Here is a 23,004-nt window from a genome sequence, read left to right as displayed (position 1 = left end):
AGGCACGATGGAAATTCCCCTGTACCAGGTCGACGCGTTCACCGACCGGGTGTTCTTCGGCAATCCGGCCGCGGTCTGCCCCCTGGACGAGTGGCTCAGCGACGAGGTGATGCAGGCGATCGGCCTGGAGAACAACCTCGCGGAGACCGCGTTCATCATCGACCGGGGCGACAGCTTCGCGCTGCGCTGGTTCACCCCGTCGATGGAGGTCGACCTGTGCGGGCACGCCACGCTCGCTGCGGCCCACGTGGTGCTGAACCACCTGCGGCCCGAGTGGGACGAGGTCACCTTCCACTCCAACACGGGACCCCTCATCGTCAGCCGTACCCCGGAGGGACAGTTCGTGATGTCCTTCCCCGCGTTGCCGCGCGAGCGGGTCGACCCGCCGGAGGCCCTGCTCGCCGGGCTGTCGATCGCGCCCACCGCGGTGTACGGGGGCATGGACTACATGGCGGTCTACGACAACGAGGAGGACCTGCGCGCGATCGAACCCGACCAGCGGATGCTCGGGACCCTCGACCGGCGCGCGGTGGTCGTGACGGCCCCCGGCATCTCCTCCGACTTCGTCGCCCGCTTCTTCGGCCCCAAGCAGTCGATCCCGGAGGACCAGTTCACCGGGTCGGCCCACTGCATGCTGGTCCCCTACTGGGCGGAGGCGCTGGGCAGGACCAGCCTGACGTCCCGTCAGTTCTCTCCCCGGCTCGGCAAGACGCTGACCATCCACGCCAACTGCGAGCTGCGCGGCGACCGGGTCATCCTGGGCGGGTCGACGCGCCAGTACCTCGCCGGCGTCATCACGCTGGACGACGACGAGGTCGCTCGACTCAGTCGCTGAGCTGCCGTGCCTCGGGCCGCGCCCCGTCGCCCGCCGCCCGTTCGGGCTGCGGCTGCGGGGCCGGCCCGGGCTCGGGCTCGGGCTCCGTGGGCATCTCGACCACCCGACGCAGCGGCGAGAAGTACAGCGGGACGATGGAGACGAGTTCGCCGGCGACCGCGAGCGCGAGGGTCTGACGGACGCCGATGACGTTCGCGACCAGCCCCGCGACCGACGCGCCCAACGGGATCACGCCCCAGACCAGGAACCGCATCGTCGCACTCAACCGGGCCTGCATGCCCGGCGCGCACAGCGCCTGCCGGACCGACAGTTGCAGGATGTTGGAGACGACGATGCATCCCGAGGCGATGCCGTAGCCGATGGCGGCGACGATCAGCCAGGTACCGCTGCGCGCGAACGGCAGCGGAATCGAGGCGATTCCCGCCAGCACGCACGCGCCGAGGACCGTCGGCCCGACGCCGAAGCGCCGGGACAGCCGCACCGCGAGGAGGGCGCCGAGGGTCGCGCCGGCACCGGCGCCGGAGAAGATGATCCCGATGTACGCCGACGGCAGCCGCAGCACCGACGCCAGCAGCAGCAGGAACATGGTGGTGGTCGCGATGTTGCAGAAGTTGTACGTCGAGCTGCGGATGGCCATCACCCGGAACATCGGCACCCGCAGCACGTACCTGATGCCGTCGCGTACGTCCTTGAACAGCGTGGTGGTGCGTGGCGGCGGGGCCGCCGTCGCCCCGGTCACCCGGATCCGGCTGAGCAGCAGCGTGGCGATGCCGAAGCAGACGGCCGAGGCGCCGAGGACGTACGACGAGGTGGCCAGCGCCAACAGGAAGCCGGCGATGGCCGGGCCGGTGATCTCCGCCAGCGAGAGGGTGAACTCCACCCGCGAGTTGGCACCGGGCAGCAGTTGCCGGTCCACGATCCGCGGCAGGACGCTCTGGTAGGAGATCCCCAGGAAGACCGTGCAGAGGCTCCCCGCGAACATCAACGCGTACAGCGTCGGCATGGTGAGGTTGCCGGCCAGCGCCAGCGCCGCGACGACCCCGAACACGGCCGTACGGCCCAGGCTGGACAGCACCAGGACCCGTTCCCCGCGCCGACGGTCGATCCACGCTCCCGCCGGCAGCCCGATGAGCAGGAAGCCCAGGAACTCGCAGGTCACCAGGAACCCGACCTGCGCGGGGGTGGCGTGCAGGGTCTTCACGGCGAACAGCGGGATGACGACCGTCGCCACCTCGAAGCCGAACTGGCTGACGGTCTCCGCCGTCCAGAGCAGGCGGAAGTTCTTCTTCAGGGTGATCTCCTACCCGTGACCGGCGGCGATGTTCAGGCCCCCGGGTGCAGCAGCACCGGTGCCAGCAGGACGTTGGTGATGCCACGGACCACGGCCCCCGGCACGGTGGTCAGGCGACAGGAGAAACCGGTGCACCCACTGGGCCCGTAGTGCATCCCCCACACCGCGTACCAGTCCCGTTCCGTGTCGCCGTCCGTGTCGAAGCCCGGCTCCACCCGTTGGACGACCCTGCGTTGCAGGATGTGGCGTCCGTTCTCGGCCGCCGAGGCGAGCGCCGCCCGCCACGTTTCGTCGTCGACCGTCCAGCCGGCCACCGTGCCCTCACCACGGGCCAAGTTGGTGGGTTTCAGGATGGTGCCCGCCCGGTCGCGGACGAAACCGGTCAGATCGGTGGCCGCGTCGACGTGGGTCGTCTCGGGAAGGATGCGCCGCAACGCGGCACGTTCGCCGTCGGTCAGCGCGTCCTGCACCTCGGGGAGCCACACCAGGGCGAGGCACGCCTTGCTGTTGTACATGTCGTGCACCGGCGAGGTGACCATCGGCGGCAGGGCGGAGCCCGGCGCCGGATGCAGCCGCTGCCAGGCCAGCACGGGATCCGGCTCCTCGGCGAGCTCCGTCAGGTTGAACAACCGCAGGAGGTGGGTCGCCCCGGCGACGTGTTCGGCGACGCTGCCGTCCGGCCCGTGCAGGTCCGCGACCTCCGCCAGGCGGGCCCGCAGCGGACGATCGGAGTACGCCTCCAGGCAGTCGCCCAGGGGACGCCAGTCGTCGGCCCACTCTTCGAGCGCGCCGGTCGCCTCGACCATGAGCACCTCCGCCGGCCCGGGCGCCTCGGCGTCGTGGCCCGTGCCCGTGGTCTCCACGGTGCGCAGCACGTCGAGCAGGGCGGTGATGGGGTCGGGGTGTCGCAGCCCGTGCCGCTCGGCGAAGGGCCGGAAGGCCGGTTCCGCCATGACGGCGGGGAGCCAGGCGGTGCGTTCGGCGCCGCCGACGGCGGGGCTCAGGCCCAGCTCCAGGACCTTGAAGCCGGTCCCGTCGTGGATCAGGTCGGCGCGGCCGTACGGCACCAGGGCGGGCAGGTCGGTTCCGGCCAACAGCGGGCGCAGCACCGCCGGCACGTCGGTCAGCGCGCCGAACGCCGAGGTGCTGCCACCCGCCAGCAGGTGGGGCAACCGTCCCACGACGTCGAGCAGCACCGTGAAGTCGGCGTAGAACGACGCGAGCTCCCGCTCGTCGACGAACATCACCCGGTGGAAGCTCTGAGCCTCGATGTCGGGCGTCAGCACCCGGGCGGCTGTGCGGGCCGGCAGATCCGGTGGCAGCTCACCGTCGCGTACCGCCCGAAGGTAGTCGGTTGCCGGGTCCTGCGGGACCGACCGCTCCGGCGCGCTCATGCGGCTGGCTTCCGCACGGCGGCCCGGCGGCGTGGGCGTGCGGTGCCGACGGCGGGCCGCCGCGGCGTGCGCCGGTCAGGCCGACAGGAACAAGGCACCGGCTGCCTCCAGTTCGCGTAGCTTGCGGTAGTCATCCGAGATCGTCTCCGGGTTCTCGTGGACCAGGAAGACCAGCCCCGGGGTCGTGTACGAGTTGACGGTGACCTGCAACGGGTCGCCGGCCTCGAGGTACGTGTCGACCGCGTGGAAGGACGGCAGCGCGCGGAGCAGGCCGAGGTCGTAGCCGGCGAGGGTCCCCGAGTGGCGCGACAGCAACTGCACCATGGCGGCGTGCCGGCGGAGAGCGGGACGCCAGTCCTCGCGGGCCCGGGCGGCGAAACGGTCCGGGGCCACGATCGTCTCGGCCACCAGCTGCACCGCGTTGGTGCCCGTCGCCTCGGTCACCTGCGAGATGTCGATCGAGCCCATGAACCGGGCGCCGGTCTCGACCAGCACCGGCTCACCGGCGACCATCATGACCTCCGTGTGCGCCGTGCCCTCGCGGATGTCCAGGGCGTCGAGCACGCGCCCGACGAAGCCGTGCAACTGGTCGAAGACGGCATCGCCCGGGTCGACGAGCCGCTCCAGGTCGTAGAGCGCCGTACCGCCCTCGTGGCGCTTCTTCGTGTGCCAGATGTCCGAGACGACGTACTCGCCCCCGGCCGAGACGGTGTTGACGGCGTACTCGTCGCCGGTCATGAAGGGCTGGACGAGGAGTTCACCGATCGGGGAGCCGAACACGTCGGGCGCGCCCAGCCAGCCCTTGAACGCGGTGTCGAGGTCCGCCTCGGAGCGGCATCGCAGGAAGCCGAAGCTGCCGGAACTCGCACGGGGCTTGACGACGGCGTCGCCCAGCCAACCCCCCGCGCGCAGCCACTCCGCCGCGTCGTCGCGGGAGGAGGTGCTCAGGTGCGGGATGACCGCGACGCCCTTGGCCGCCGCGGCCCGTGCCATGTGGTGCTTGTCGCGGCGGCACCGGGTCGTCGCCGGATCGTTGCCGGGTACGCCCAGCGCTCTGGCCAGTTGGTCACCCAGCTCGACACCGGTCTCGGCGCCGGCCACCACGCTGCGTGGCCGCAGGCCCGCCCGGTCGAGCCGGTCGACGATGGTGTTGACGTCGCCGTCGTGGAGGTAGGTGTCGAGATAGGCGTGGTCGGCGCCGGTACGCAGGAGGAACTGCGGCAGGTCCGGGTCGCTCTGCACGTGCACCGCGCCGAAGCCGTAACCGGTGAGGGCCGGCGCGAGCGCGTTGGCCGTCGAGTACCCGTCCACGACGACACAGACTTCGCTGGCGTGTCGCATGATCCGCCTCAGGACTCTCGTGCCAGCAGGAAGTACCTCCGCATCGGAGGGATCATGTCGAGCCGCGCGGCGGCGGGTGAGTGCCGGGCCGCCCCCTCCAGCAGGTCGAACACGCCGTCGGGGGTGATGTCCCGGGTGAACATCGTCTTGATGGCGATCTTCAGGAAGTCCCGGTAGTTGGTGGTGTCCATGAGGATCCCGGCGCGCTCGAACGCGGCGAGTTCCTCCCGGTCGACCGGTTGCCGCGCGACCTGGTGCGTGCTCGGGATGCTGGGCGACTGGACCTCGCCGGTGAAGCAGGCGGCGAGCGAGTCGGCCTGGAAGTCGAGCACCAGGTGGGTGCGGTCCTTCGTCCAGTTGGAGACCGCGCTGTGGGCCTGGGTGGCGTCGAGGAACCAGATCTCGCCGACGTTCATGTGGTAGAGCGTCGTGTTGTGCGAGCTGATGCAGGACTCGTCAGTCTCCAGCGGGAGGTGGATCCGGATCAGGTTCGTGTCGAGTTCGAGGTAGTCCCGGTGCGGCACGAGTGCGCTGCCGGGGGTCAGCCGGGCGAGCCGGCCGTACTTGAGGAGGGACAGGTCGAACAGCTCACCCACCAGATGCCGCACGTACGGCAGGCGTTCGCCCAGGTCGGTGACGACGGCCGGGCCCTCGTAGGGGTCGAGTCCCGCGTCGAGGCCCTGGCCCGTGCCGTTCCACACCGCGCAACTCTTCCAGGCGCCGCAGACGAAGTCGCTGTACTTGTCCGTGTAGGGGAACGACGCCATGGTGTCGAGGTCCGTGGCGAGGCCGTCGGCGTCGATGCCGCAGGTGCCGAGGATGCCGGTCTCGGTCGAGTTCATAACGGTGGTCATGGTCGGTACCTTCCAGCGGGAAAGGGGCGGAGCCGCACGTCGTTCGGGAGAGGGCGGCCGGCGTGGCTCACACGCCGAGTCGCTCCTTGAGCTCGGCGAAGAAGGGCACGTGGAGGAACTCCCGCTTCTCCTCGTCGTACCGGGTGTACCGGCGGGTGAAGTCGATAAGTCCGGCGCGGGCGGCCTCGACATCCTCGGTCAGGACGACGTCCTCCAGCTCGGTGATCTCGGTGACGAGCGTGCTCAGCGCCTCGGGCAGGCTCGGCAGGAGCCGGATCCGCCCCTCGTCGATCGTCAGGGCGCCCTGCTCGCGCAGGTAGTTGAAGAGCAGTTGCGACGCGATCGCGTCGTAGTTCGGCTTCGGGATCCCCTCGACCGAGTAACGCAGCAGCCGCTCGGCCAGGACGAACTCGAAGGTCAGCGCGGCGAGCTCGCGATCGATGTCCGCGTCCTCGAGGCAGACCAGCATCGACTTGACGTCGACCCGCATCTCCTCCAGGCCGGCCAGCGGCTTGTAGCTCTTCGCGGACAGGAACTGCGGGATCGGCATGCTGCCCGTGCGGTGGTGGAACTCGTGCAGCCGCACCCAGGAACCGGCGGCCCGCTCGACGCCGGCGTCGTCGACGCCGGACAGCAGCGGGAACGAGCCCGGGACCATGGCGGCGTCGATGAGCCGGCGGGTGAGGCGGTGCCGGGCGACGAACTTGTCGATGAAGTAGAAGATCAGGTCGTCCGGATCCTGGCGACCGTCGATGTGGTTCTCCGGGAAGAGCGCCACGACGACCCGACTGTCGAAACCCGCGCTGTGCCGGAGCAGGTTGACCGGCATCGTCGGGCTCGGGTAGCGGCTCACCAGTACGGGGTCGGACGGGATGGGCTCGTACTCCAGGTAGTCCAGACCGAGGGTCGGGAAGTACGCGGCCGAGAACACGGACAGGAGCGTGTTGTCGGTCCGCGAGTTGATGTGCCGCTTCGTGGCCGTGAGCTGCGGCGTGTCGTGTGCGCCGGACAGATCCTCGACGAGTGCCCGGGCGGCGGGCCGGTCGCCGAGCGCGGCCGAGTCGGCGATCCAACCGGCCAGCCGGCGCAGCGCCTCCGGCGATCCGGGCTCGGTCTCGCGCTGGTAGCGGGCACGCAGCTCGTTCACTTCGTCGACGACGGCGTCTGTTTCCACTGCTGGGAGGGACGATCGCATGACAGCTCCTTTCCTCGAAACCGGATGACTCCGGCGGTTGCCACCACGCGCCCCGGGGCGTCGTCGATGGCGGCCGTCAGTGCCGACCCCGGTTGGTCGCTACGACAGGTCCCGGGCGAAGTCGTCCAGCAGGGCCGCCCACGCCGGGACGTACGACTCCGCGAGCGCGACGAAGTGCCGCGCCTCGGCCGGGGTGGAGATCAGGTGGCTCATGCCGGCCTCGTCGTCGCTGACGGAGGCGGCGTGCCCCGTCTCCGCCCTGATGTGCGAGTCGATCCAGGCGTAGTCGCGCTGCTCGGGAAGGACCTGGCGGCCGTCCACGCTCACCTTGGCGTACAGGCGCCGGAACGCGACCGCGATGTCGAGGGCGATGGTCTCCACGACCCGGAGCTGGACCGCACCACCCAGTTCCTCGGCCGCCATGGAGTCCATGACGTCGAGGATGCGGGCCAGCGCGGCGGACTCGGCGGGCGCGTCGGCGCTGCCCAGGGCCGAGCGCAGCGGCGCGCAGATCGTGTCCGCCCACCACAGGTAGTGGACACCGTCCACACCCTCCGGTGCGACCTCCGCGAACGCCGCCGCGCGATTGTCCAGATCGTCCCCGATGACGCGGTACGCCATCTGATACGCTCCGAGCACCTCTCGACTCACTGTGTAGTCGCGAGCCAGGCGCCGCCCGTGGGCACCGAGACTGGAGATGGTGGTGAACATGAACGACTGAGTGGTCCGCTGCCACTTCTCCGCGATCCGCAGCGCGCCGGCGGGGCTCACGGAGGTGGCCTCCTTCGCGCCGGCGAAGAACCGGTTGTTGCGCCGGGTGAGGCCGGCCTCGTCGATCAGCCGGTCGATGGTGGTGTCGGCCTGTAGACGGAGGTCGGTCAGGTCGAGTGTGGTGGTCATCGTGCCCTCCTCGCTTGTGGGACCGGGCGGAGCGCTCCCTGAAGCCCGCCAGGACAGGCCTTCGCCGACGAGGGGCATCCAGTCGACGCGGGCCTATGATCATCGAATACCCTGTATCGCGCAACGGGAAGACGGCCGAACCCCTGTGCCTCCCCCTATACGGGTGTCAACTCCTCGTGCAGGTGCCTCAGGAGCCGAAACCTTCGACCAGCGTCAACTCGACGCGAGCGACGGCACGGTGCGGGCCAGGCCACCGTCCGGCTCACCGGCGTCCACGAACGGCACCGCCAACCTCTCCGGCACCCCCATGTTGCGGGCGAACACCCCGAGCCGCCGCTGCCAGGCAGCCATGTCGGCCGGCGGCGCGATCGGCACGGTGGCGCGGGCGACCAGCTCTGCGTACTCGTCGCGATCCGCGTTGCCCGTGTCGATCGAGTGCCGGAGGGCCGCCTCCAGGTCGCGCTGCGCGTTGACGACGCACATCGTCCACTTGAGCAGGACCGTCGCGGTGCAACCAGGTGCGACGTCGAGCACCCCGGCGTTGCGCCGGAGCCGCGACGAGTCGGTGGTGTTGATCGCCACCTTGAGGTGGGCGGACACTACCTCGGCGCCCCGCACCTCCGGATACCACTGGCTGAGCTGGCGGAGCGCCAGTTCGGCGCGCTCCTTCGCCTCGGGGTGGCCGTTGCGCAGGTAGTGACGGAAGTCGTCGGGCAGCGCATAGGTCGTCGGGTCGACGCGATGCACCGCGATGTGGGCCGCCGGGGGGTAGTAGACGAGCGCGGTGTCCCGACTGAACGGGCTCAGCATGCCGCCGTACTCGTCTTCGAGCTTCAGGCACGTGTAGTCCCTCGTGGTGCCGTCGGGCAGGTCCACGAAGAGGATCTGGCGCAGCGCCATGTAGATGGACGGCAACGCGAGCGACGGGTTGAGGCGGCGAGCCATCGCCGGGGTCTCGGTGGCGGCACAGAGACTCACCTGGTCACCGACGACCGTCTTCCGCACCTCGTCCTCGACGTACTCCACCTGGTAGGTGCCGTCGGGGCGGCGACTCACCTCGGTCACCTCGGCGCCGCCGCGCACCTCGACGCCGCAGCGGCGCAGCTCCTGGTCGAGGAGCGCGGTGACGACGACCGGGTTGATGCCCCGCTGCGGGGTGACGAAGGTGGCCCCGACGTCGGAGATCCCCTCCGGTGCCGGGATCTCGCGGCAGACCTGCTCCGGTGCGCCGAACAGCGCGTTGGCCGGGTCCTCGGCGCACCGCTGCGCGTAACGGTCCTGGATGACCCGCATGTTGTCCCGGCACTGGCCGATGATGTCGGTGCCGCTGTCCTGCATGGCCCGGGAGGCGATGACCCGGCTGTAGTCCTTGCCACCGAAGACGAGGTCGGGGAAGAAGCGTTCGTTGACCAGTCGCCCGTCGAAGCAGTCCCGGGCGCTCTGCGGATCGAACGGATACTCGGCGCCGCTGTGGTTCTCGCTGACGATGTTGCTGGCCCCCGTGCAGATCGGGTGGGCCTCGGGCGACCGGGCCTCGGCCCGTTCCAGCAGAAGGACCCGGTATCCCGCGCGTCTGCGCATGATCGCGGCCAGGCAGCCCGCGATACCTCCGCCGATCACGATGTGCAGCTCGGTTCGCTTCACTCTGTCAATCCCTCTGTCATGGGCAACGATCCTTCGCCGCGGCACGAGCTGAACCAGGTCTCGGGTTCGACACCGTGCCGGCCGGACGGCGCGTCCTGCGGCGGATCTTGGGGTGGGAGAGCGTGATGTGGCAGGCCGGAGACGTTGGCCGGAGGAGGGGCGCCCTCGTTGGCGGTAGACGGTAACAAACTTCGATCAGCCCCGGAAGGATCTTCAGATAGGACAGGGGTTCGAGCGATCGGGGCTGCTCACACCGCTCTCACCAGCGCCGTTGCGGGATCGGCGGCGCCACGTTCGCGCTCCGGAGCGGATGGCGTCGATCTGTACCCTCTCTGCCATGTCTGGTTCTCCCCTCGTCAACGACCTGCGCGCGGCGCTCGGCGACGACACCGTACTGACCGACCCCGACCTGCTCCGGTTGCACCGCAAGGACGAGGCCGACCTCTGCGAGGCCGGCACGCCGCTGGTGGTCGTCCGTCCCCGTAGCACGGCCGACGTGGTCGAGGTGATGACGATCGCCGGGCGGTACGGGGTGCCGGTGGTGCCGCAGGGCGCGCGTACGGGACTGGCGGGTGCGGCGAACGCCGTCGACGGCGCGGTGGTGGTCAGCATGGTCGCCATGAACGCGGTGCTGGAGATCGACCCGGTCAGCCGGATCGCCGTGGTGCAGCCCGGCGTGGTGAACGCGGCGTTGTCGGCGGCCGTGGCGAAACAGGGGTTGTGGTATCCGCCGGATCCTGGATCGTGGGAGATGTCGACGATCGGTGGGAACGTCTCCACCAACGCGGGTGGCATGTGCTGCGTCAAGTACGGCGTGACCACGGAGTACGTGTTGGGTCTGGAGGTGGTGTTGGCTTCCGGAGAGGTGTTGCGTACCGGTCGGCGTACCGCCAAGGGGGTGGCGGGGTATGACCTCACCCGGCTCTTCGTCGGCTCCGAGGGGACCCTCGGCGTGATCACCGAGGTGACCGTGGCGCTGCGGCCCGCTCCGCCGGAGTCGCTGACCATGGTGGCGGTCTTCTCCACCACCGCCGCCGCCGGCCGGGCGGTCGCCCGGATCGCCGAAGAGGGGCTCACCCCCAGCCTGCTGGAACTGATCGACCGCACGTACCTGCGGGCGATCGAGGCGTACCGGCCGATGGGCCTGCGTACCGACGTCGAGGCGCTGCTGCTGGCGTCGGCGGACACCGGGTCCCAGGCCGCCGGGGACCTGGCGCGGCTCGCCGAGCTGTGCGAGGCGGCCGGTGCCGACGAGGTCTACGCGGCCACCGACGCCGTGGAGGCGGCGGCCCTGCTACAGGCCCGCCGGCTGGGGCACGCGGCGATGGAGAAGTTCGCCAGGGAGTCGTTCCCCGCCGGCAACGGTGGGATGGTGATCGACGACGTGGCGGTGCCCCGGGCCGCGTTGGCGGCGCTGCTCGACGGGGTGGCCCGGATCGCGGCGGAGTGTGACGTGACGATCGGCGTGGTCGGCCACGCCGGGGACGGCAACATGCACCCGAACATCGTGGTGGACCGGGCCGACCCGGCGAGCCTCGAACGCGGCCGGCGCGCCTTCGACGAGATCATCCGCCTCGGCCTGGAGCTGGGCGGCACCTGCACGGGCGAGCACGGCGTGGGCCTGCTCAAGCGCGACTGGCTGGCCCGCGAGATCGGCCCGGTCGGCATGCGGGTGCACCAGGCGATCAAGGCCGCCCTGGACCCGGCCGGCCTGCTCAACCCCGGCAAGGTCTTCTGATGTCCGCCACCCTCCGGCGGGCCGTACGGAGATGAGGAGAGCGTGCCGACCATAGCCGTCGTCGACGGATACTCCGCAGGCAGCGGGCTCAGCCGGGCGCTGGCCGAGCGAGGGGTGACCTGCGTCCACGTACGCAGCGCCGAGTCCCTCTACGACTACTACCTGAAGACGTTCCGCCCCGGCGACTACGCGGTCGACCTCGGCTTCGCCGCCGACGAGGACAGCCTCGTCGAGCGGCTGCGAGCGCTCGGCACCGAGCGGGTCGTCGCGGGCACCGAGACGGGGGTGGTCCTCGCCGACACGCTCAACCACCTGCTCGGTACGCCCGGCAACGACATCGCCACGGTCACCGCGCGGCGCGACAAGTCGGCCATGGCGGCGACCGTGGCCGCCGCCGGTCTCGCCGTGCCCGCCGGCCGGTGCTTCGAGTCCGTGGACGAGGCGGTCGCCTGGTACGTGACCAGCCTGTCCGGCCCGGCCGTCGTCAAGCCCGTGGACGGCGCGGGCACCGACAACGTGCGGTTCTGCGAGAGTGTCGACGAGGTGCGCCTCGCCTGCGCGACGGTCCTGGCCGCGTCCAACCTGTACGGCGTCCCCAATCGACGCGTGCTGGTCCAGGAGCGGCTCGTCGGTACCGAGTTCTACGTCAACACGGTCTCGTACGCGGGGACGCACCGGGTCGCCGAGATCTGGCGGTACACGAAACGGCCAGGTCCGGGCGGCGGTCCCATCTACGACTACGAGGAGCCGGTCGACCGGGGCTCGGCCCTGGCCCGGCAGCTCCGTGAGTTCGTCTTCGGGGTGCTGGACGCGCTCGGTATCCGCTCCTCGGCGGCACACACCGAGCTCATGCTCACCGATCGGGGGCCGGTGTTGATCGAGACCGGGGCCCGCCTCGGGGGAGCGACCCTGCCCGACGTCGTGGCGAAGTTCTGCGGCGTGTCGCAGACCTTCCTGCAGGCCCAGCACCTCGTCGATCCGGCGTCGCTCGACCGGTTCGACGACCGTACGCCGGGCTGGGCCGCCGCCGTCCGGAACGTATCGCTGATCAACCCGGCTCCCGTCGCCGCGCAGACGGGGGACTGGTGCTCCCGGCTGTCGGAGCTGCCGGCGGTCGTGGCGGTCGCCGCGAGTTGCTCCGCCGGGGCCGAACTGCCGCAGACCGTCGACCTGTTCAGCTCGCCCGGCTACCTGTACCTCGCCGCGGAGGACCCGGCCGAGGTCGAGCGGGACTATCAGACGCTGCGCCGATGGGAACAGCACGGCCTGTACGGGAGCTGACCTGGCGCGGCGGAGGCCGGAGGGCGGCCCGCGGTCCCGGGATGCCGGTGGGTGCGTGCGGCCGGGACGGGACGCCCGGCGCTTCCGGTTCGATCGCGGGCGTCGACGGGGTAAGAAGGGGCGGAGGAACAACCGCTCACCGGAAGGACCGCCCCGATGACCCTGGAACGACCGATCGCCCCGGACCCGTACGAACTGCTGCCGACCGTTGCGTCGTTCACGTTGACCAGTGACGACGTGCAGAACGGCGAGCCGATGGACGCCGCGTACGCCCATGGCAGCGTCGGGGGCGAGAACGTCTCGCCGCAGCTCGCCTGGTCGGGTTTCCCGGCCGAGACCAAGGGCTTCGTGGTGACCTGCTTCGACCCGGACGCACCGACGGGCAGCGGGTTCTGGCACTGGGTCCTGGTGAACCTGCCGGCCGACGTGACGCGGCTGCCGCGCGGCGCGGCCGGGGACGACCTCGGCGGCGCCTTCACGGTCCGCAACGACTACGGCGACCAGGGCTACGGCGGCGCCGCCCCGCCCGCCGGCGACCGACCGCACCGCTACGTCTTCGCGGTGCACGCCCTGGACGTGGAGCGGCTCGACGTCACCCCCGACGCGACTCCCGCCTACGTGGGCTTCAACCTGGCCTTCCACACCCTGGCCCGGGCCGTGATCCGCCCCACCTACCAGATCAAGGAGTAACCGGGGCCCGCCCCGACCTCAGGAGGGGACGCGGGCCACCGCGAAGACCGACTGGCCGAACGGGGGGAGGACGCGCTGTTCCGCCGCCTTGGTGGCGGGGAGCACGAGGGTGTCGTAGACCTTGACCATCGGGCCCTCCTTCGGCATCAGCCGGAAGACCTTGGTCGCCATGAAGTAGCCGATCAGGCCGAGCGCGTTCGCGTAGTGGATCTTCTCCACCGTCAGGCCGGCGTCGGTCATCGCGGCGGCCAGGGTCTTCTTCGTGTAGCGGCGTACGTGGCCGGTGGCGATGTCCGCCGGGCTCATCGCGAACTGGAACGCCGGCACGATGATGATGACGTTGCCGCCGGGCCGCACCAGGTCGCGCATGCTGCGCAGCGCGCCCACGTGGTCCTCGATGTGCTCCAGCACGTTGTACGACACGGCGGCGCTGTAGTCGCCCCGGTCGGGGTGCGGCAGCAGCATCTGCCGGACCTCGATGTGGGGCTGGTCGGCCAGCCGCTCCTTGAGCAGGACGAGCCGGTCCGGGTCGGCCTCGGTGGCGGTGAAGCGCGGCAGGTGCTCCGCCCACTCCAGCGCGTAGTCGCCGAGCCCGCTGCCGATCTCGATCGGGTTGTCACCGAGGTACGGCAGGGCCAGTTCGACGAACCAGCGTCGGTGGTTGACCGCCGTCGCGAGGCCCTCCAGGACCTCGGACTGCACGCGCTGATCACCAGTGATTTCTGCCATGCGTCGATTCCTCACGATATGAACTCGACCCGCGCCTGGACCGACAGAGTGAATCATCCGCACGGGCGGCAGAAAAATCGGGGCACCCGGGGTGGCCGAAATGCGGTCGGGGGTGGGCACGTGATCGGCGGTCGGCGAACCCGGCACATGGTACGCCAGTACCCCGAAACATGTCACGGCGGCGTCATAGCCTGACTACTCTACGAATCGTCATGACTACTCCTGAATCGGGCCTTCCCGCCGGCGAGTCAGGGCCCGGGGCGTCGGTGGGCGGGCCCGACCGGGGCGTACGGCCCTGGAAGGGGTGGTGGACGGACGTCGCCGCGGTGGCCAGTTTCGTCGCGCTGGGCTTCTGGGTGACCGCGCGGCTCTGGCTGCGCCCGTCGCACGGCATCCGGGACAACCGCACCGACCAGTCGCAGTTCGAGTGGATGATGGCGCACGGCGCGCGCGTGGTGACCGATTTTGTTGATCCATTCACGTCGGACCGGATGAACGTGCCGGAGACCGTCAATCTCATGGCAAATACGTCCGTATTATCCGTATCTCTGCCAATGACGCCCGTCACGCTCCTGCTCGGCACCCGCGCGTCGTTTCTGCTCTTTCTCACCCTTGGCATGATCGCCACGGCGACGGCCTGGTACCTCCTGCTGTCCCGGGTGGTCGTCGGCGCCCGCGGGCCGGCCTGGCTCGGCGCCGCGTTCTGCGCGTACGCCCCCGCGATGGTGTCGCACGCCAACGCGCACCCCAACATCGTCTCGCAGTACGTGGTGCCCCTGATCGTCTGGCGCACCCTGCGGCTCGCCGAGCCGGGGCGCTGGCTGCGCAACGGGCTGCTGCTCGCGGCGGTCATCGTGTGGCAGGCCTTCCTCAACCTCGAGGTGCTGCTGATGACCGCCATCGGGCTGGGCGTGGTGGTCGGGGCGCTCGCCCTCGGCCGGCCCGAGCTGCGTCGGAGGGCCCGGCCGTTCCTCGCGGGCCTGGCGGTGGCCGCCGCCGTGGCGCTGGTGGTGCTCGCGTACCCGCTCCACGTCCAGTTCTTCGGCCCGGGGGCCTACCACGGGCTGTCCTGGCTGATCCGGGGCTACTCGACGGACCTCGCGTCGTTCGTCGCGTACTCGCGGGAGTCCCTGGCCGGCGACGCCCGCAGCGCGCAGGGGCTGGCGAAGAACCCCACCGAGGAGAACGCCTTCTTCGGCTGGCCGCTGGTGGTGCTCGTCGTAGCCCTGGTCTGGTGGCTGCGCCGGCACGTCGTGGTACGCGGCCTCGCCATCCTCGCGCTCTTCTTCGGCCTGCTCTCCCTCGGGCGGGAGGTGCAGCTGGGCGGCAGGGGGACCGGGATACCCGGCCCGTGGGCGGCGTTGGAGAACCTGCCCGTCCTGCACTCGGTGGTGCCGACCCGGTGGGCGCTGGCGATCACCCCGATCGTCGGGGTGCTGCTCGCCTACGGGGCGGACCACGTGCGCGCCCTGGCCGCCCGGCACCCGCGGGCACGCCCGCAGATCCGCTTCGCCACCGCCACGGTGCTGGCCATGGCCCTGCTGCCGATCCTGCCGACCCCGCTGCCCACCACCCGGCTCGACCCCGTGCCCGCCTTCGTCACGTCGGGCGCCTGGCGGCCGTACGCGGACGGCGGGCGGAGCATCGTGACCCTCCCGCTGCCCGACACCCACTACGCCGATCCGCTGCGCTGGTCGGCGCGGACCGGGCTGGACATGCCCATCGCCCGCGGCTACTTCCTCGGCCCGGACACCCGCCCCGGTCGGGACCGGGTCGCCCTCTTCTCCGCGCCGCCCCGCCCCACCAGCGAGTTCTTCGCCGAGATCCGCCGGACCGGCGCGGTGCCGCCGATCACCCCGCAGGCGCGGGTCGACGCGGTCGGGGACCTGCGGTACTGGCGGGCGGGCGCGGTCGTCCTCGGGCCGCACCGGCAGGCCGACGCGCTGCGCCGGGGCATGACCGAGCTGACCGGCGTCCGCCCCACGTACACCGGTGGGGTCTGGCTCTGGGACGTCCGCCCGTTCACCGACTGACGCCGGGCGGCCCGGAGGCGGCCGGTCAGGCCTGACGGACGCAGCAGCCCTGGCAGATCTTGGGCTTGGGGAGGGTGAATGCGAGGCAGCAGGTGCGCCGCTGCACGGTCGGCTCCCCGTTGGGGCCCGGGACCAGCTCCACCAGGTCGGCGAGGTCGAGCGCGCCGAGCAGCGTCTCGATCGCCTCGACCGACGAGCCGGGCAGGCCGTCGGCGGCCCGGAGGATGCCGTGGGCGATGCCCGAGGCCACCGACCCGAGCAGGGTACGCGCGCCGATCCGGACCTCGGCCTGGATGGCGGCGACCATCGGGGCCAGGTGGGCGTCGAGCAGCGAGGCCCGGAGCGCCTGGAGCAGTTCCGCCTCGTCCGCGACGACCCGCACCTCGGGCAGCCCGGCGAGCGCCAGCGGGTCGCTCGGCAGCACCGCGACCGTGGTCGAGCGGCGCAGGCCCATGGTGAGCAGCGGTCGGTGGTCCTCGAAGTGGATCAGCACATCGGCCGGGTCGAGCAGCGGCACCCGCCGGGCCGAGGCCCAGCCGAGCGCCACGGGCAGCGCCGTCCAGTAGCTGTACGACTTCCAGGCCAACGCGGCGCACGCGTGCGGGGTGCCACCCCAGCGGGAGCTGGCCGAGCGCAGGAACTCCGGCAGGAGGGTGCCGTCGACCAGGGTGGTCGCCGGGCTCCAGCCGAACTCGTCGTGCACCAGCAGGCCGGGCGCGAGACCGGGCACGTGGTCGGTGCCGAACATCGCGCGCATGGCGGCGGTGACCGGGGCCAGCGGCGTCGCGGCGGTGTCCCGCTCCGGCAGCACCGCTGTCACTGGACTCACCCACCCGTCGTCGCCGTCGGCGGGCAACCCGCCCGTCGCTGAGCTAAGGCTAGCCTAACCACACGTCGCCTGATAAGGGAAGGCTTGCCTGCGTCGGATCCGGAGGGGCCGGCTCGCACCGCCCGCGTCCGGCGTACTACCCGGTCAACGGGGCGGAAAACGTCGCCCCAGTATCGACAGTCATCGCTTTCTGTCAAGGTTCGTGTCGGCAAGGTGCCAGTTCCGTGTGTGCGTCGCCACAGAACGTGAAACTGATACTCCCGGCCACGAGGAAGCTGATGACCTCACCGCTCGATCGGGCTGCCGACTCGTTCGCCGCCGAGATCGCCCGGCACCGCACGGGGCGGGGGCTGTCCAAGAAACAGCTCGCCACCCTGATGGGCTTCGACCCGTCGTACGTCAGCCACGTCGAGGGGCGGCGGCACCGCCCCACCGAGGACTTCGCGCGCCGCGCCGAGGCCGTGCTGGAGGCCGGCGGCGCGATCTGGCAGCGCTTCAAGGAGTACGACGAACTGCGGCACGCCCGGGCCGAGCGGGCACACCGGGACCCACCCGTACCCGGGCAGTGGATGCCGCCCGGCACCGGACTGATCGTCGAGCGGGAACTCGCCACCCTCACCCACCTCGGCGACGCCTACCGCTGTGTCATCCGGCGCGAGCTCTACAACGCCGGCACCGAGCCGGTCACCCGCTACCTGGTGCGGATCGCCGTCGACCGCTATCCCAACGACCCGGGCCGCTCCAACCTGCACCACCGCGAACACCCGCTGACCTTCGCCGAGCTGCGGCTGCGGGCGTACCGGGAGGACGGGGACGAGCGGGAGGCGATGCACTGGCGGGCCAAGCACGACCGCGACGCCTTCAAGGAGCTGTGGCTGCTCTTCGAGAACGCCGACCGGCGCTTCCCGCTCTACCCGGGGGACCGGGCCACGATCGAGTACGCGTACTGCGTCGGGCACGACAAGTGGGGCCCCTGGTTCCAGCGGGCGGTCCGGCTGCCCACCCGGCAGATGGCCGTACGCCTGGACCTTCCGGCGGCCGCCGACCCGCAGGTGTGGGGCGCGGAGACCTCGCTCTCGGCGGAGGAGGGCCCGCTGCGCACGCCAGTGACCAGGCGCGAGGACGCCGACCGGGTGATCTTCGACTGGGCGACCGAGGACCCGCCGCTCAACGCGCGGTACCGGTTGCAGTGGCGGTTCCGCGGCCGGCCGGACGCCGAGCCCGAGGAGGCCGGACGGGTCCGGCCCAGTGACCGGATGCGCGGCATCGGCATCGTGCAGCGCGGCGCCGACCTGCTCCGCCAGCCGGCGCGCCCGTTCGACCTGCCCCGCGAGGAGCAGGAGGCCCGGGAGGTGGCCGACCGCCTCGCGGCGACCCTGGTCCGCCTCGACGAGCTGCACCCGTTCCGCAAGGGGGTGGGCATCGCCGCCCCGCAGCTCGGCCTCGGCCGGGCGGCGGCGGTGGTCCGGCCCCCCGACCGGTCGGCCGACCCCGTCGTCCTGCTCAACCCCCGCGTCGTCGACGCCTCCCCCGACAGCGACGAGCAGTACGAGGGATGCCTCTCCTTCTTCGACCACCGGGGCCTGGTGCCCCGGCCGCTCCGGCTCGACGTGGAGCACGCCCAGTACGACGGCAGCCGGATCATCACCTCGTTCGAGTTCGGCATGGCCCGGCTCGTCGCCCACGAGATCGACCACCTGGAGGGGCGGCTCTACGTCGACCGGATGACGCCGGGGGTGCCGTTGGTGCCGGTCGAGGAGTACCGCGAGACCGGCCGGCCCTGGCGCTACTGACCTGCCCGCACGCGTGCCGGCGGCACGACCACGTCCGCACGGTGGGAAGGACGGCCGGGCGGACGTGGTCGTGCGGGGCGGTGCCGGTCCGCCCGTCGGGGGACCGGGGCGCGTGCCCCAGGGGGCAGGGGCACGCGCCCCGGCATGGGGGGAGGAACGTTTCTAGAGGCTGCCGAAGGTGTCGTAGCGGGTGTTCTCCGGCGGGACGCCGTCCTCGGCGAGGACCCGGAGGGTGGCCCGGACCATGCGGGCGGAACCCGAGACGTAGCAGTCGTGCGCCGTCCACGGGCCGTACCGGCTGACCACGTCGGAGACGTCACCCAGCTCGCCGTCGAAGTCGGGATCCTCGCTGCACGCCGGAGTGACCGACAGCCACGGATGCGCGGCCACCAGCTCCTGGAGCCCCGCCAGGCCGTACAGGTCCGCCGCCGTGCGGGCGCCGTAGAAGACGTGCACCCAGCGGGTCCGGTTGTAGCCGGCCAGCTCCTCCACCAGCGCCTTGATCGGAGCCAGCCCGACGCCACCCGCCACGCAGAGGATGTCCCGTTCCGAGGAACGGTCCAGCGTCATCGACCCCATCGGCGCCGCCACCCGGAGTAGGTCGCCGGGCTTGACCCGGCGCACCAGCGCCCCGGACACCCAGCCGGCGCCCGCCGGCGTACGGACGTGGAACTCCAGCAGGTTGTCGTCGTTCGGGGCGTTCGCCACCGAGTAGGTGCGCCACACCCGGGGCAGGTGGCGGGGCACCTCCAGGCTGACGTACTGGCCGGCCTTCCACGACAGCGGATGCTGCAACGCCCGGCAGGTCAGCACCGCCGTGTCCCTGCCGTACCGCTCGTGGGTCAGCACCTCCGCGTGCCAGAACGGCGGGTTGTCGTCGGCCGCCGCGCCGGCGAGCATCTTCTCCGAGATCGCCGCGTACGCGTCCCGCCACGCCTGGTCGTACTCCAGGTTCCAGCCGTCGCCGGCGATGCTGCGCAGCGCGTCCAGCAGGGCCACGCCCATGGTCTCGTAGTGCGCCGCGTCGACGTGGTACTTGCGGTGGTCCCGGCCCAGCGCGCGCAGGTACTCGTCGAAGCTCTCCGGGTCGCCGACCGTCTGGGCGGCGGTGACGATCGCCTCCAGGATCCGGTCGCCCTGCCCGGTCATCTCCACCGGGAAGAGCTTGCGCAGCTCGGGGTCGAGGAGGAAGAGCCGGGCGTAGAAGTGACCGCTCAGCCGCTCCCGGTGCTCCTCGACCAGGGTCCAGCTCTCCTTCAGCAGCCTTGCGAAGTCGTCCACGGGGCGCGCTCCTTCTCCTGACGGCGGATCGGGCACCCATAGAATGTCCACGGAGCGTGCCGATCGGTCGCACAGAATGTGCGATCGGCTCGTGAGGCTCGTTCGGGCGGTGCCGCCGGCCGTCGGCGTCGGGCAGAGTGGTGCGGTGACCGTTGAGCTGGAACGCCTGGCGACCCGCCGGATGCTCGGCACCGAGACGCTGCTCGTGCTCGGCCTCTCGCTCGGCCAGTCCGCCGTCTACGCGACGGTGTCGATCGTCGCGAAGCTGACCGCCGACGGGCCGCTGTCGAAGCAGACCGCCGCGCTCAACACCTCGGTGTCGCCCCGGCCGTGGCTGGACCTGACGTACCAGCTGCTCGGGATCGTCTTCGCGCTGCTGCCGGTGCTGCTCGCCGTACACCTGCTGGCGCGGGACCCCGGCGATCCGGCCCGGACGCTCGGCCTGGACGCCCGGCGGCCCGGTCAGGACCTGGCCCGCGGCGCCGGCCTGGCCGCGCTGATCGGCCTGCCCGGCCTGGCGCTCTTCTGGGCGGCGGCCCAGCTCGGCGTCAACGCCACGCTGGTGCCGGCCGCGCTGCCCGAACTCTGGTGGACGGTGCCGGTGCTGATCCTCGCCGCCGTGCAGAACTCGGTGCTGGAGGAGGTGATCGTGGTCGGCTACCTGGTCACCCGGCTGCGCCAGCTCCAGTGGCGGGTCGGCGCGATCGTGGCGACGAGCGCCCTGCTGCGCGGCTCGTACCACCTCTACCAGGGCTTCGGCGCGTTCCTCGGCAACGTGGTGATGGGCGTCGTGTTCAGCCTCTTCTACCTGCGCACCCGCCGGGTCATGCCGCTGGTCGTCGCGCACACGCTGCTCGACGTGGTCGCCTTCGTCGGCTACGCCCTGCTGCCGAGGGAGTGGTTCGACTGGCTCTGACGCCGCCCAACCGTTCCGCCGCCGCCGCCCGGCTCCGGTTCCGCTTCCGGTTCCGCTTGTAGATCTTGGTAGGAAAGCGCCCCTCCGCGGGCCGTTTCCTGCCAAGATCTCTTCTTCCCGGGCTCGGCTCGCTCCGGCGGTGGTCAGTGGGGTGCGGGCCGCCGGTAGGTGGTGATCGCGCGGGCGGCGAGCCGCTCGGCCGCCGCCGCGTCGCCGGCCGCCGCCGCCAGCACCGCCGCGCCGGGCAGCAGCCGGGACGCCAGCCGCAGCGCCAGCCGCAGCGCCAGCCACCCGCCCGCCTGCGCGACCAGCGGCGCCGCCAGCCGCCACGCGGCCTCCGCCGCCCGCGGCCAGCCCGCCGCGTCGGGCTCCTCCGCCGACCGGGCCGCCGCCAACGCGGCCCGCGCGCTCTCCGCGTCCGGGTGCACGCGGGTCAGCACCAGCAACTCCACCGCCCGGTCCGGATGGGCCGGGTCCCGGCCGTACGCCGCCGCCAGGTGCAGCACCAGGTTGGCCTGCGCCCACAGCACCGCCGCCAACTCGGCCACGGGCGCGAAGAGCCCCGCCAGCGCGGCGGCCGCCCCGCCCGCCCCGGCCTGCCGGACGAACCGCCGGGTCGCGAGCCGTGCCAGGCCGTCCGCTCCCGCATCGGGGTACGCGTCGCGGAGCCGCTGCGCCCAGTCGCGGGCGCGCGGCCCGACCGCCTCGACGGCGGCCAGGGCCAGCAGCTCCGGCGCGAAGGCGGGATGCTCCAGCACCCGCGCGGCGGCCAGCCGAAGGACCGTTTCCGGCGTACGCCCCGGCGGTGTGCCCGCCGCCTCGGCGCTGGTGGGCGGCTCGACCACCTGCGGGGGCGCGGTGGCGTCGGGCGCGGCGGCCGGGGCCTGGACCGGGGCCTCGGCAGCGACCGGTGCCGGGGTGAGCGTCGCCGGGGCGGCCTTCTTCGCGGGCGTCGTCTTCGCGGGCGTCGTCTTCTTCACGGGCGTCGCCTTCTGGGCGGGCTCGGTTCTTGCGGCGGGTGTGGCCTTCTTCGCGGGCGTGGCCTTCCGGGCGGTGGTGGTCTTCCGGGCGGGTGTGCCCTTCGTGGCCGCCGGGGGCGCCGCGCCTTCCGCCGTCCCCGGCTCTGCGGCCTCGGCCGTCGTTCCCGGCTCTGCGGCCTCCGCCGTCGTCCCCGGCTCTGTGGCCTCGGCCGTCGTCCCCGGCTCTGTGGCCGCCGCCGTCGGCGTCTCGGCTCGGTTTGTCGCCTCCACCGCCGTCGTCGGTCCCGCCGGCGCGGCCTTCTTCGCGACCGCCCTCTTCCCGGGCACCCCGCGCGCCGGGGTGGCGCTCCCGCCGGAGGTCTGCGTGTCCGGGGCGGGCCGACGCGTGGGGGACTTCCTCGCGGCGGGGGCCTTCGGTGCGGTGCCAGGGGTCTCCGTGCCCCGGGCGGGCTGGTCCGCAGCGGTGGCGGATCCCGGCTGATCCCCAGCAGCGGCGGCCCCGTCATCACCGGTGTGTGCGACGACACTCCCGCTGGTCTCGTCCGCCCGGCCGGGCCGCTCCCGTGGCGCCGGTTCGGCCGCTCGGTCAGCCTGGCGGGGCAGCGGCGGATCGGCCGGGGGAGGCTGGAAGAGCACCGCAGGCGCCGGCTTCGCCCGCCGGGGGCGCTTCCCGGAATCCTCCGGCCCGGCCGGCTCAGGCGGCGCGGGGGGCGGACTGAAGGTCGCCTTCGGGGAGCGTCGGCGCGCTCCCTCAGCAGGCTCTCGACGGGTCGGCTCGCGCGGCGGCTGCTCCTGCATATCGATGGAGCGTAGTCCCGATCACGCCCGCGCACAGCAGAGAAAGGCGAGGCCGGGGCGAGTCCCGGCCTCGCCCGGCGACAGTCAGGCGCACAGGCGGAGGGGCGGACCGGGGAAGTCGCTTTGCTCCCGATGGGTGAGGCCCTGTATCCTCGGGCGCGGTGGTCTGCAGGGCCACCAGGGAGACTTCGCCTAGTCTGGTCTATGGCGCCGCACTGCTAATGCGGTTGGGGTCTTAAAGCCCCTCCCGGGTTCGAATCCCGGAGTCTCCGCGCGAAAGCCGGGTGTGTAGACTGGCCAAGCACCGAGCGCCCGTAGCTCAACGGATAGAGCATCTGACTACGGATCAGAAGGTTAGGGGTTCGAGTCCCTTCGGGCGCACTTCACGATCAAGGTCGTGACCAGCGGAAACGCGGGTCACGGCCTTGATTGCTTTCGAGCGTATGCCGTGATCTTCCACGATGGGGGCGGCTGGCGCTCCG

19 protein-coding genes and 2 tRNA genes are annotated in these 23,004 nt (G+C 71.9%); 10 read left to right on the top strand and 11 right to left on the bottom strand.

Annotation, left to right across the window (positions count from 1 at the left end; translation table 11 throughout):
• Window positions 1-7 precede the first annotated feature (7 nt).
• Window positions 8-835 carry a PhzF family phenazine biosynthesis protein gene (locus tag ACLQ22_RS10970; protein ID WP_425692187.1) on the top strand — a complete coding sequence of 276 codons (828 nt, stop codon included), beginning with the start codon at window positions 8-10 and terminating at the stop codon, window positions 833-835.
• Here the strand turns inward: ACLQ22_RS10970 and ACLQ22_RS10965 are convergent.
• The 7 genes from ACLQ22_RS10965 to ACLQ22_RS10935 all read right to left on the bottom strand — a co-directional run bounded on the left by ACLQ22_RS10965 (window position 825) and on the right by ACLQ22_RS10935 (window position 9,454).
• A complete protein-coding gene (locus tag ACLQ22_RS10965; RefSeq protein WP_425692466.1) occupies window positions 825-2,108 on the bottom strand; it encodes an MFS transporter in 1,284 nt (427 codons plus the stop codon). The genes ACLQ22_RS10970 and ACLQ22_RS10965 overlap by 11 nt on opposite strands.
• Before the next feature lie 50 nt (window positions 2,109-2,158).
• Entirely contained in the window at window positions 2,159-3,520 is a 1,362-nt protein-coding gene (locus ACLQ22_RS10960) for a hypothetical protein (RefSeq protein ID WP_425692186.1), read from the bottom strand.
• Between the two features lie 75 nt (window positions 3,521-3,595).
• Window positions 3,596-4,861: an ATP-grasp domain-containing protein gene (locus ACLQ22_RS10955; protein ID WP_425692185.1), complete on the bottom strand. Its 1,266-nt coding sequence runs from the start codon at window positions 4,859-4,861 to the stop codon at window positions 3,596-3,598.
• Between the two features lie 8 nt (window positions 4,862-4,869).
• Window positions 4,870-5,715: an aspartyl/asparaginyl beta-hydroxylase domain-containing protein gene (locus tag ACLQ22_RS10950; protein WP_425692184.1), complete on the bottom strand. Its 846-nt coding sequence runs from the start codon at window positions 5,713-5,715 to the stop codon at window positions 4,870-4,872.
• A 67-nt stretch (window positions 5,716-5,782) separates the two neighbouring features.
• Window positions 5,783-6,910 carry a DUF6421 family protein gene (locus ACLQ22_RS10945; RefSeq protein WP_148710014.1) on the bottom strand — a complete coding sequence of 376 codons (1,128 nt, stop codon included), beginning with the start codon at window positions 6,908-6,910 and terminating at the stop codon, window positions 5,783-5,785.
• A gap of 99 nt (window positions 6,911-7,009) precedes the next feature.
• A complete protein-coding gene (locus tag ACLQ22_RS10940; protein WP_425692183.1) occupies window positions 7,010-7,810 on the bottom strand; it encodes a DUF6202 family protein in 801 nt (266 codons plus the stop codon).
• Between the two features lie 213 nt (window positions 7,811-8,023).
• Window positions 8,024-9,454 (bottom strand): FAD-dependent oxidoreductase, encoded by a 1,431-nt coding sequence (locus tag ACLQ22_RS10935; RefSeq protein WP_425692182.1) that lies wholly within the window; start codon window positions 9,452-9,454, stop codon window positions 8,024-8,026.
• A gap of 337 nt (window positions 9,455-9,791) precedes the next feature.
• On the opposite strand from ACLQ22_RS10935, the gene ACLQ22_RS10930 reads away from it, so the two are divergent.
• The 3 genes from ACLQ22_RS10930 (at window position 9,792) to ACLQ22_RS10920 (ending at window position 13,163) form a co-directional block, all read left to right on the top strand.
• Window positions 9,792-11,192, top strand: coding sequence for an FAD-binding oxidoreductase (locus tag ACLQ22_RS10930; protein WP_425692181.1), 1,401 nt, complete (start codon window positions 9,792-9,794; stop codon window positions 11,190-11,192).
• A gap of 42 nt (window positions 11,193-11,234) precedes the next feature.
• Window positions 11,235-12,473 carry an ATP-grasp domain-containing protein gene (locus ACLQ22_RS10925; protein ID WP_425692180.1) on the top strand — a complete coding sequence of 413 codons (1,239 nt, stop codon included), beginning with the start codon at window positions 11,235-11,237 and terminating at the stop codon, window positions 12,471-12,473.
• 156 nt (window positions 12,474-12,629) lie between these two features.
• Window positions 12,630-13,163: a YbhB/YbcL family Raf kinase inhibitor-like protein gene (locus ACLQ22_RS10920; RefSeq protein ID WP_121397541.1), complete on the top strand. Its 534-nt coding sequence runs from the start codon at window positions 12,630-12,632 to the stop codon at window positions 13,161-13,163.
• Between the two features lie 18 nt (window positions 13,164-13,181).
• Here ACLQ22_RS10920 and ACLQ22_RS10915 read toward each other — a convergent pair whose 3' ends face one another.
• Entirely contained in the window at window positions 13,182-13,892 is a 711-nt protein-coding gene (locus ACLQ22_RS10915) for a class I SAM-dependent methyltransferase (protein ID WP_121397542.1), read from the bottom strand.
• A gap of 212 nt (window positions 13,893-14,104) precedes the next feature.
• Between ACLQ22_RS10915 and ACLQ22_RS10910 the strand changes: the two genes are divergently transcribed.
• Window positions 14,105-15,925, top strand: a complete 1,821-nt coding sequence (locus ACLQ22_RS10910; RefSeq protein ID WP_425692179.1) for a hypothetical protein — start codon at window positions 14,105-14,107, stop codon at window positions 15,923-15,925.
• A 25-nt stretch (window positions 15,926-15,950) separates the two neighbouring features.
• On the opposite strand, the gene ACLQ22_RS10905 is transcribed toward ACLQ22_RS10910, so the two are convergent.
• On the bottom strand, window positions 15,951-16,682 hold the full coding sequence (locus tag ACLQ22_RS10905; protein ID WP_425692465.1) for an IucA/IucC family C-terminal-domain containing protein: 732 nt from the start codon (window positions 16,680-16,682) through the stop codon (window positions 15,951-15,953).
• A gap of 347 nt (window positions 16,683-17,029) precedes the next feature.
• On the opposite strand from ACLQ22_RS10905, the gene ACLQ22_RS10900 reads away from it, so the two are divergent.
• Window positions 17,030-18,547 (top strand): peptide deformylase, encoded by a 1,518-nt coding sequence (locus ACLQ22_RS10900; RefSeq protein WP_425692464.1) that lies wholly within the window; start codon window positions 17,030-17,032, stop codon window positions 18,545-18,547.
• A gap of 162 nt (window positions 18,548-18,709) precedes the next feature.
• Here ACLQ22_RS10900 and ACLQ22_RS10895 read toward each other — a convergent pair whose 3' ends face one another.
• A complete protein-coding gene (locus ACLQ22_RS10895; RefSeq protein WP_425692178.1) occupies window positions 18,710-19,828 on the bottom strand; it encodes a globin domain-containing protein in 1,119 nt (372 codons plus the stop codon).
• A gap of 181 nt (window positions 19,829-20,009) precedes the next feature.
• On the opposite strand from ACLQ22_RS10895, the gene ACLQ22_RS10890 reads away from it, so the two are divergent.
• Window positions 20,010-20,744, top strand: a complete 735-nt coding sequence (locus ACLQ22_RS10890; RefSeq protein WP_425692463.1) for a CPBP family intramembrane glutamic endopeptidase — start codon at window positions 20,010-20,012, stop codon at window positions 20,742-20,744.
• Window positions 20,745-20,887: 143 nt separating this feature from the next.
• On the opposite strand, the gene ACLQ22_RS10885 is transcribed toward ACLQ22_RS10890, so the two are convergent.
• On the bottom strand, window positions 20,888-21,724 hold the full coding sequence (locus tag ACLQ22_RS10885; protein ID WP_425692177.1) for a hypothetical protein: 837 nt from the start codon (window positions 21,722-21,724) through the stop codon (window positions 20,888-20,890).
• On the opposite strand from ACLQ22_RS10885, the gene ACLQ22_RS10880 reads away from it, so the two are divergent.
• The 3 genes from ACLQ22_RS10880 to ACLQ22_RS10870 all read left to right on the top strand — a co-directional run bounded on the left by ACLQ22_RS10880 (window position 21,663) and on the right by ACLQ22_RS10870 (window position 22,903).
• Window positions 21,663-22,205: a hypothetical protein gene (locus ACLQ22_RS10880; RefSeq protein ID WP_425692176.1), complete on the top strand. Its 543-nt coding sequence runs from the start codon at window positions 21,663-21,665 to the stop codon at window positions 22,203-22,205. The genes ACLQ22_RS10885 and ACLQ22_RS10880 overlap by 62 nt on opposite strands.
• 498 nt (window positions 22,206-22,703) lie before the next feature.
• A tRNA-Ser gene (locus ACLQ22_RS10875) sits at window positions 22,704-22,794 on the top strand.
• Window positions 22,795-22,830: 36 nt separating this feature from the next.
• Window positions 22,831-22,903 (top strand) — tRNA-Arg (locus ACLQ22_RS10870).
• Window positions 22,904-23,004: the final 101 nt, after the last annotated feature.

The organism is Micromonospora sp. DT178, from assembly GCF_049841695.1.
In the GTDB taxonomy this organism is placed as follows: domain Bacteria; phylum Actinomycetota; class Actinomycetes; order Mycobacteriales; family Micromonosporaceae; genus Micromonospora.
Note: the sequence above shows the minus strand (reverse complement) of the source record. Positions and strands in the feature narration are given on the sequence as shown.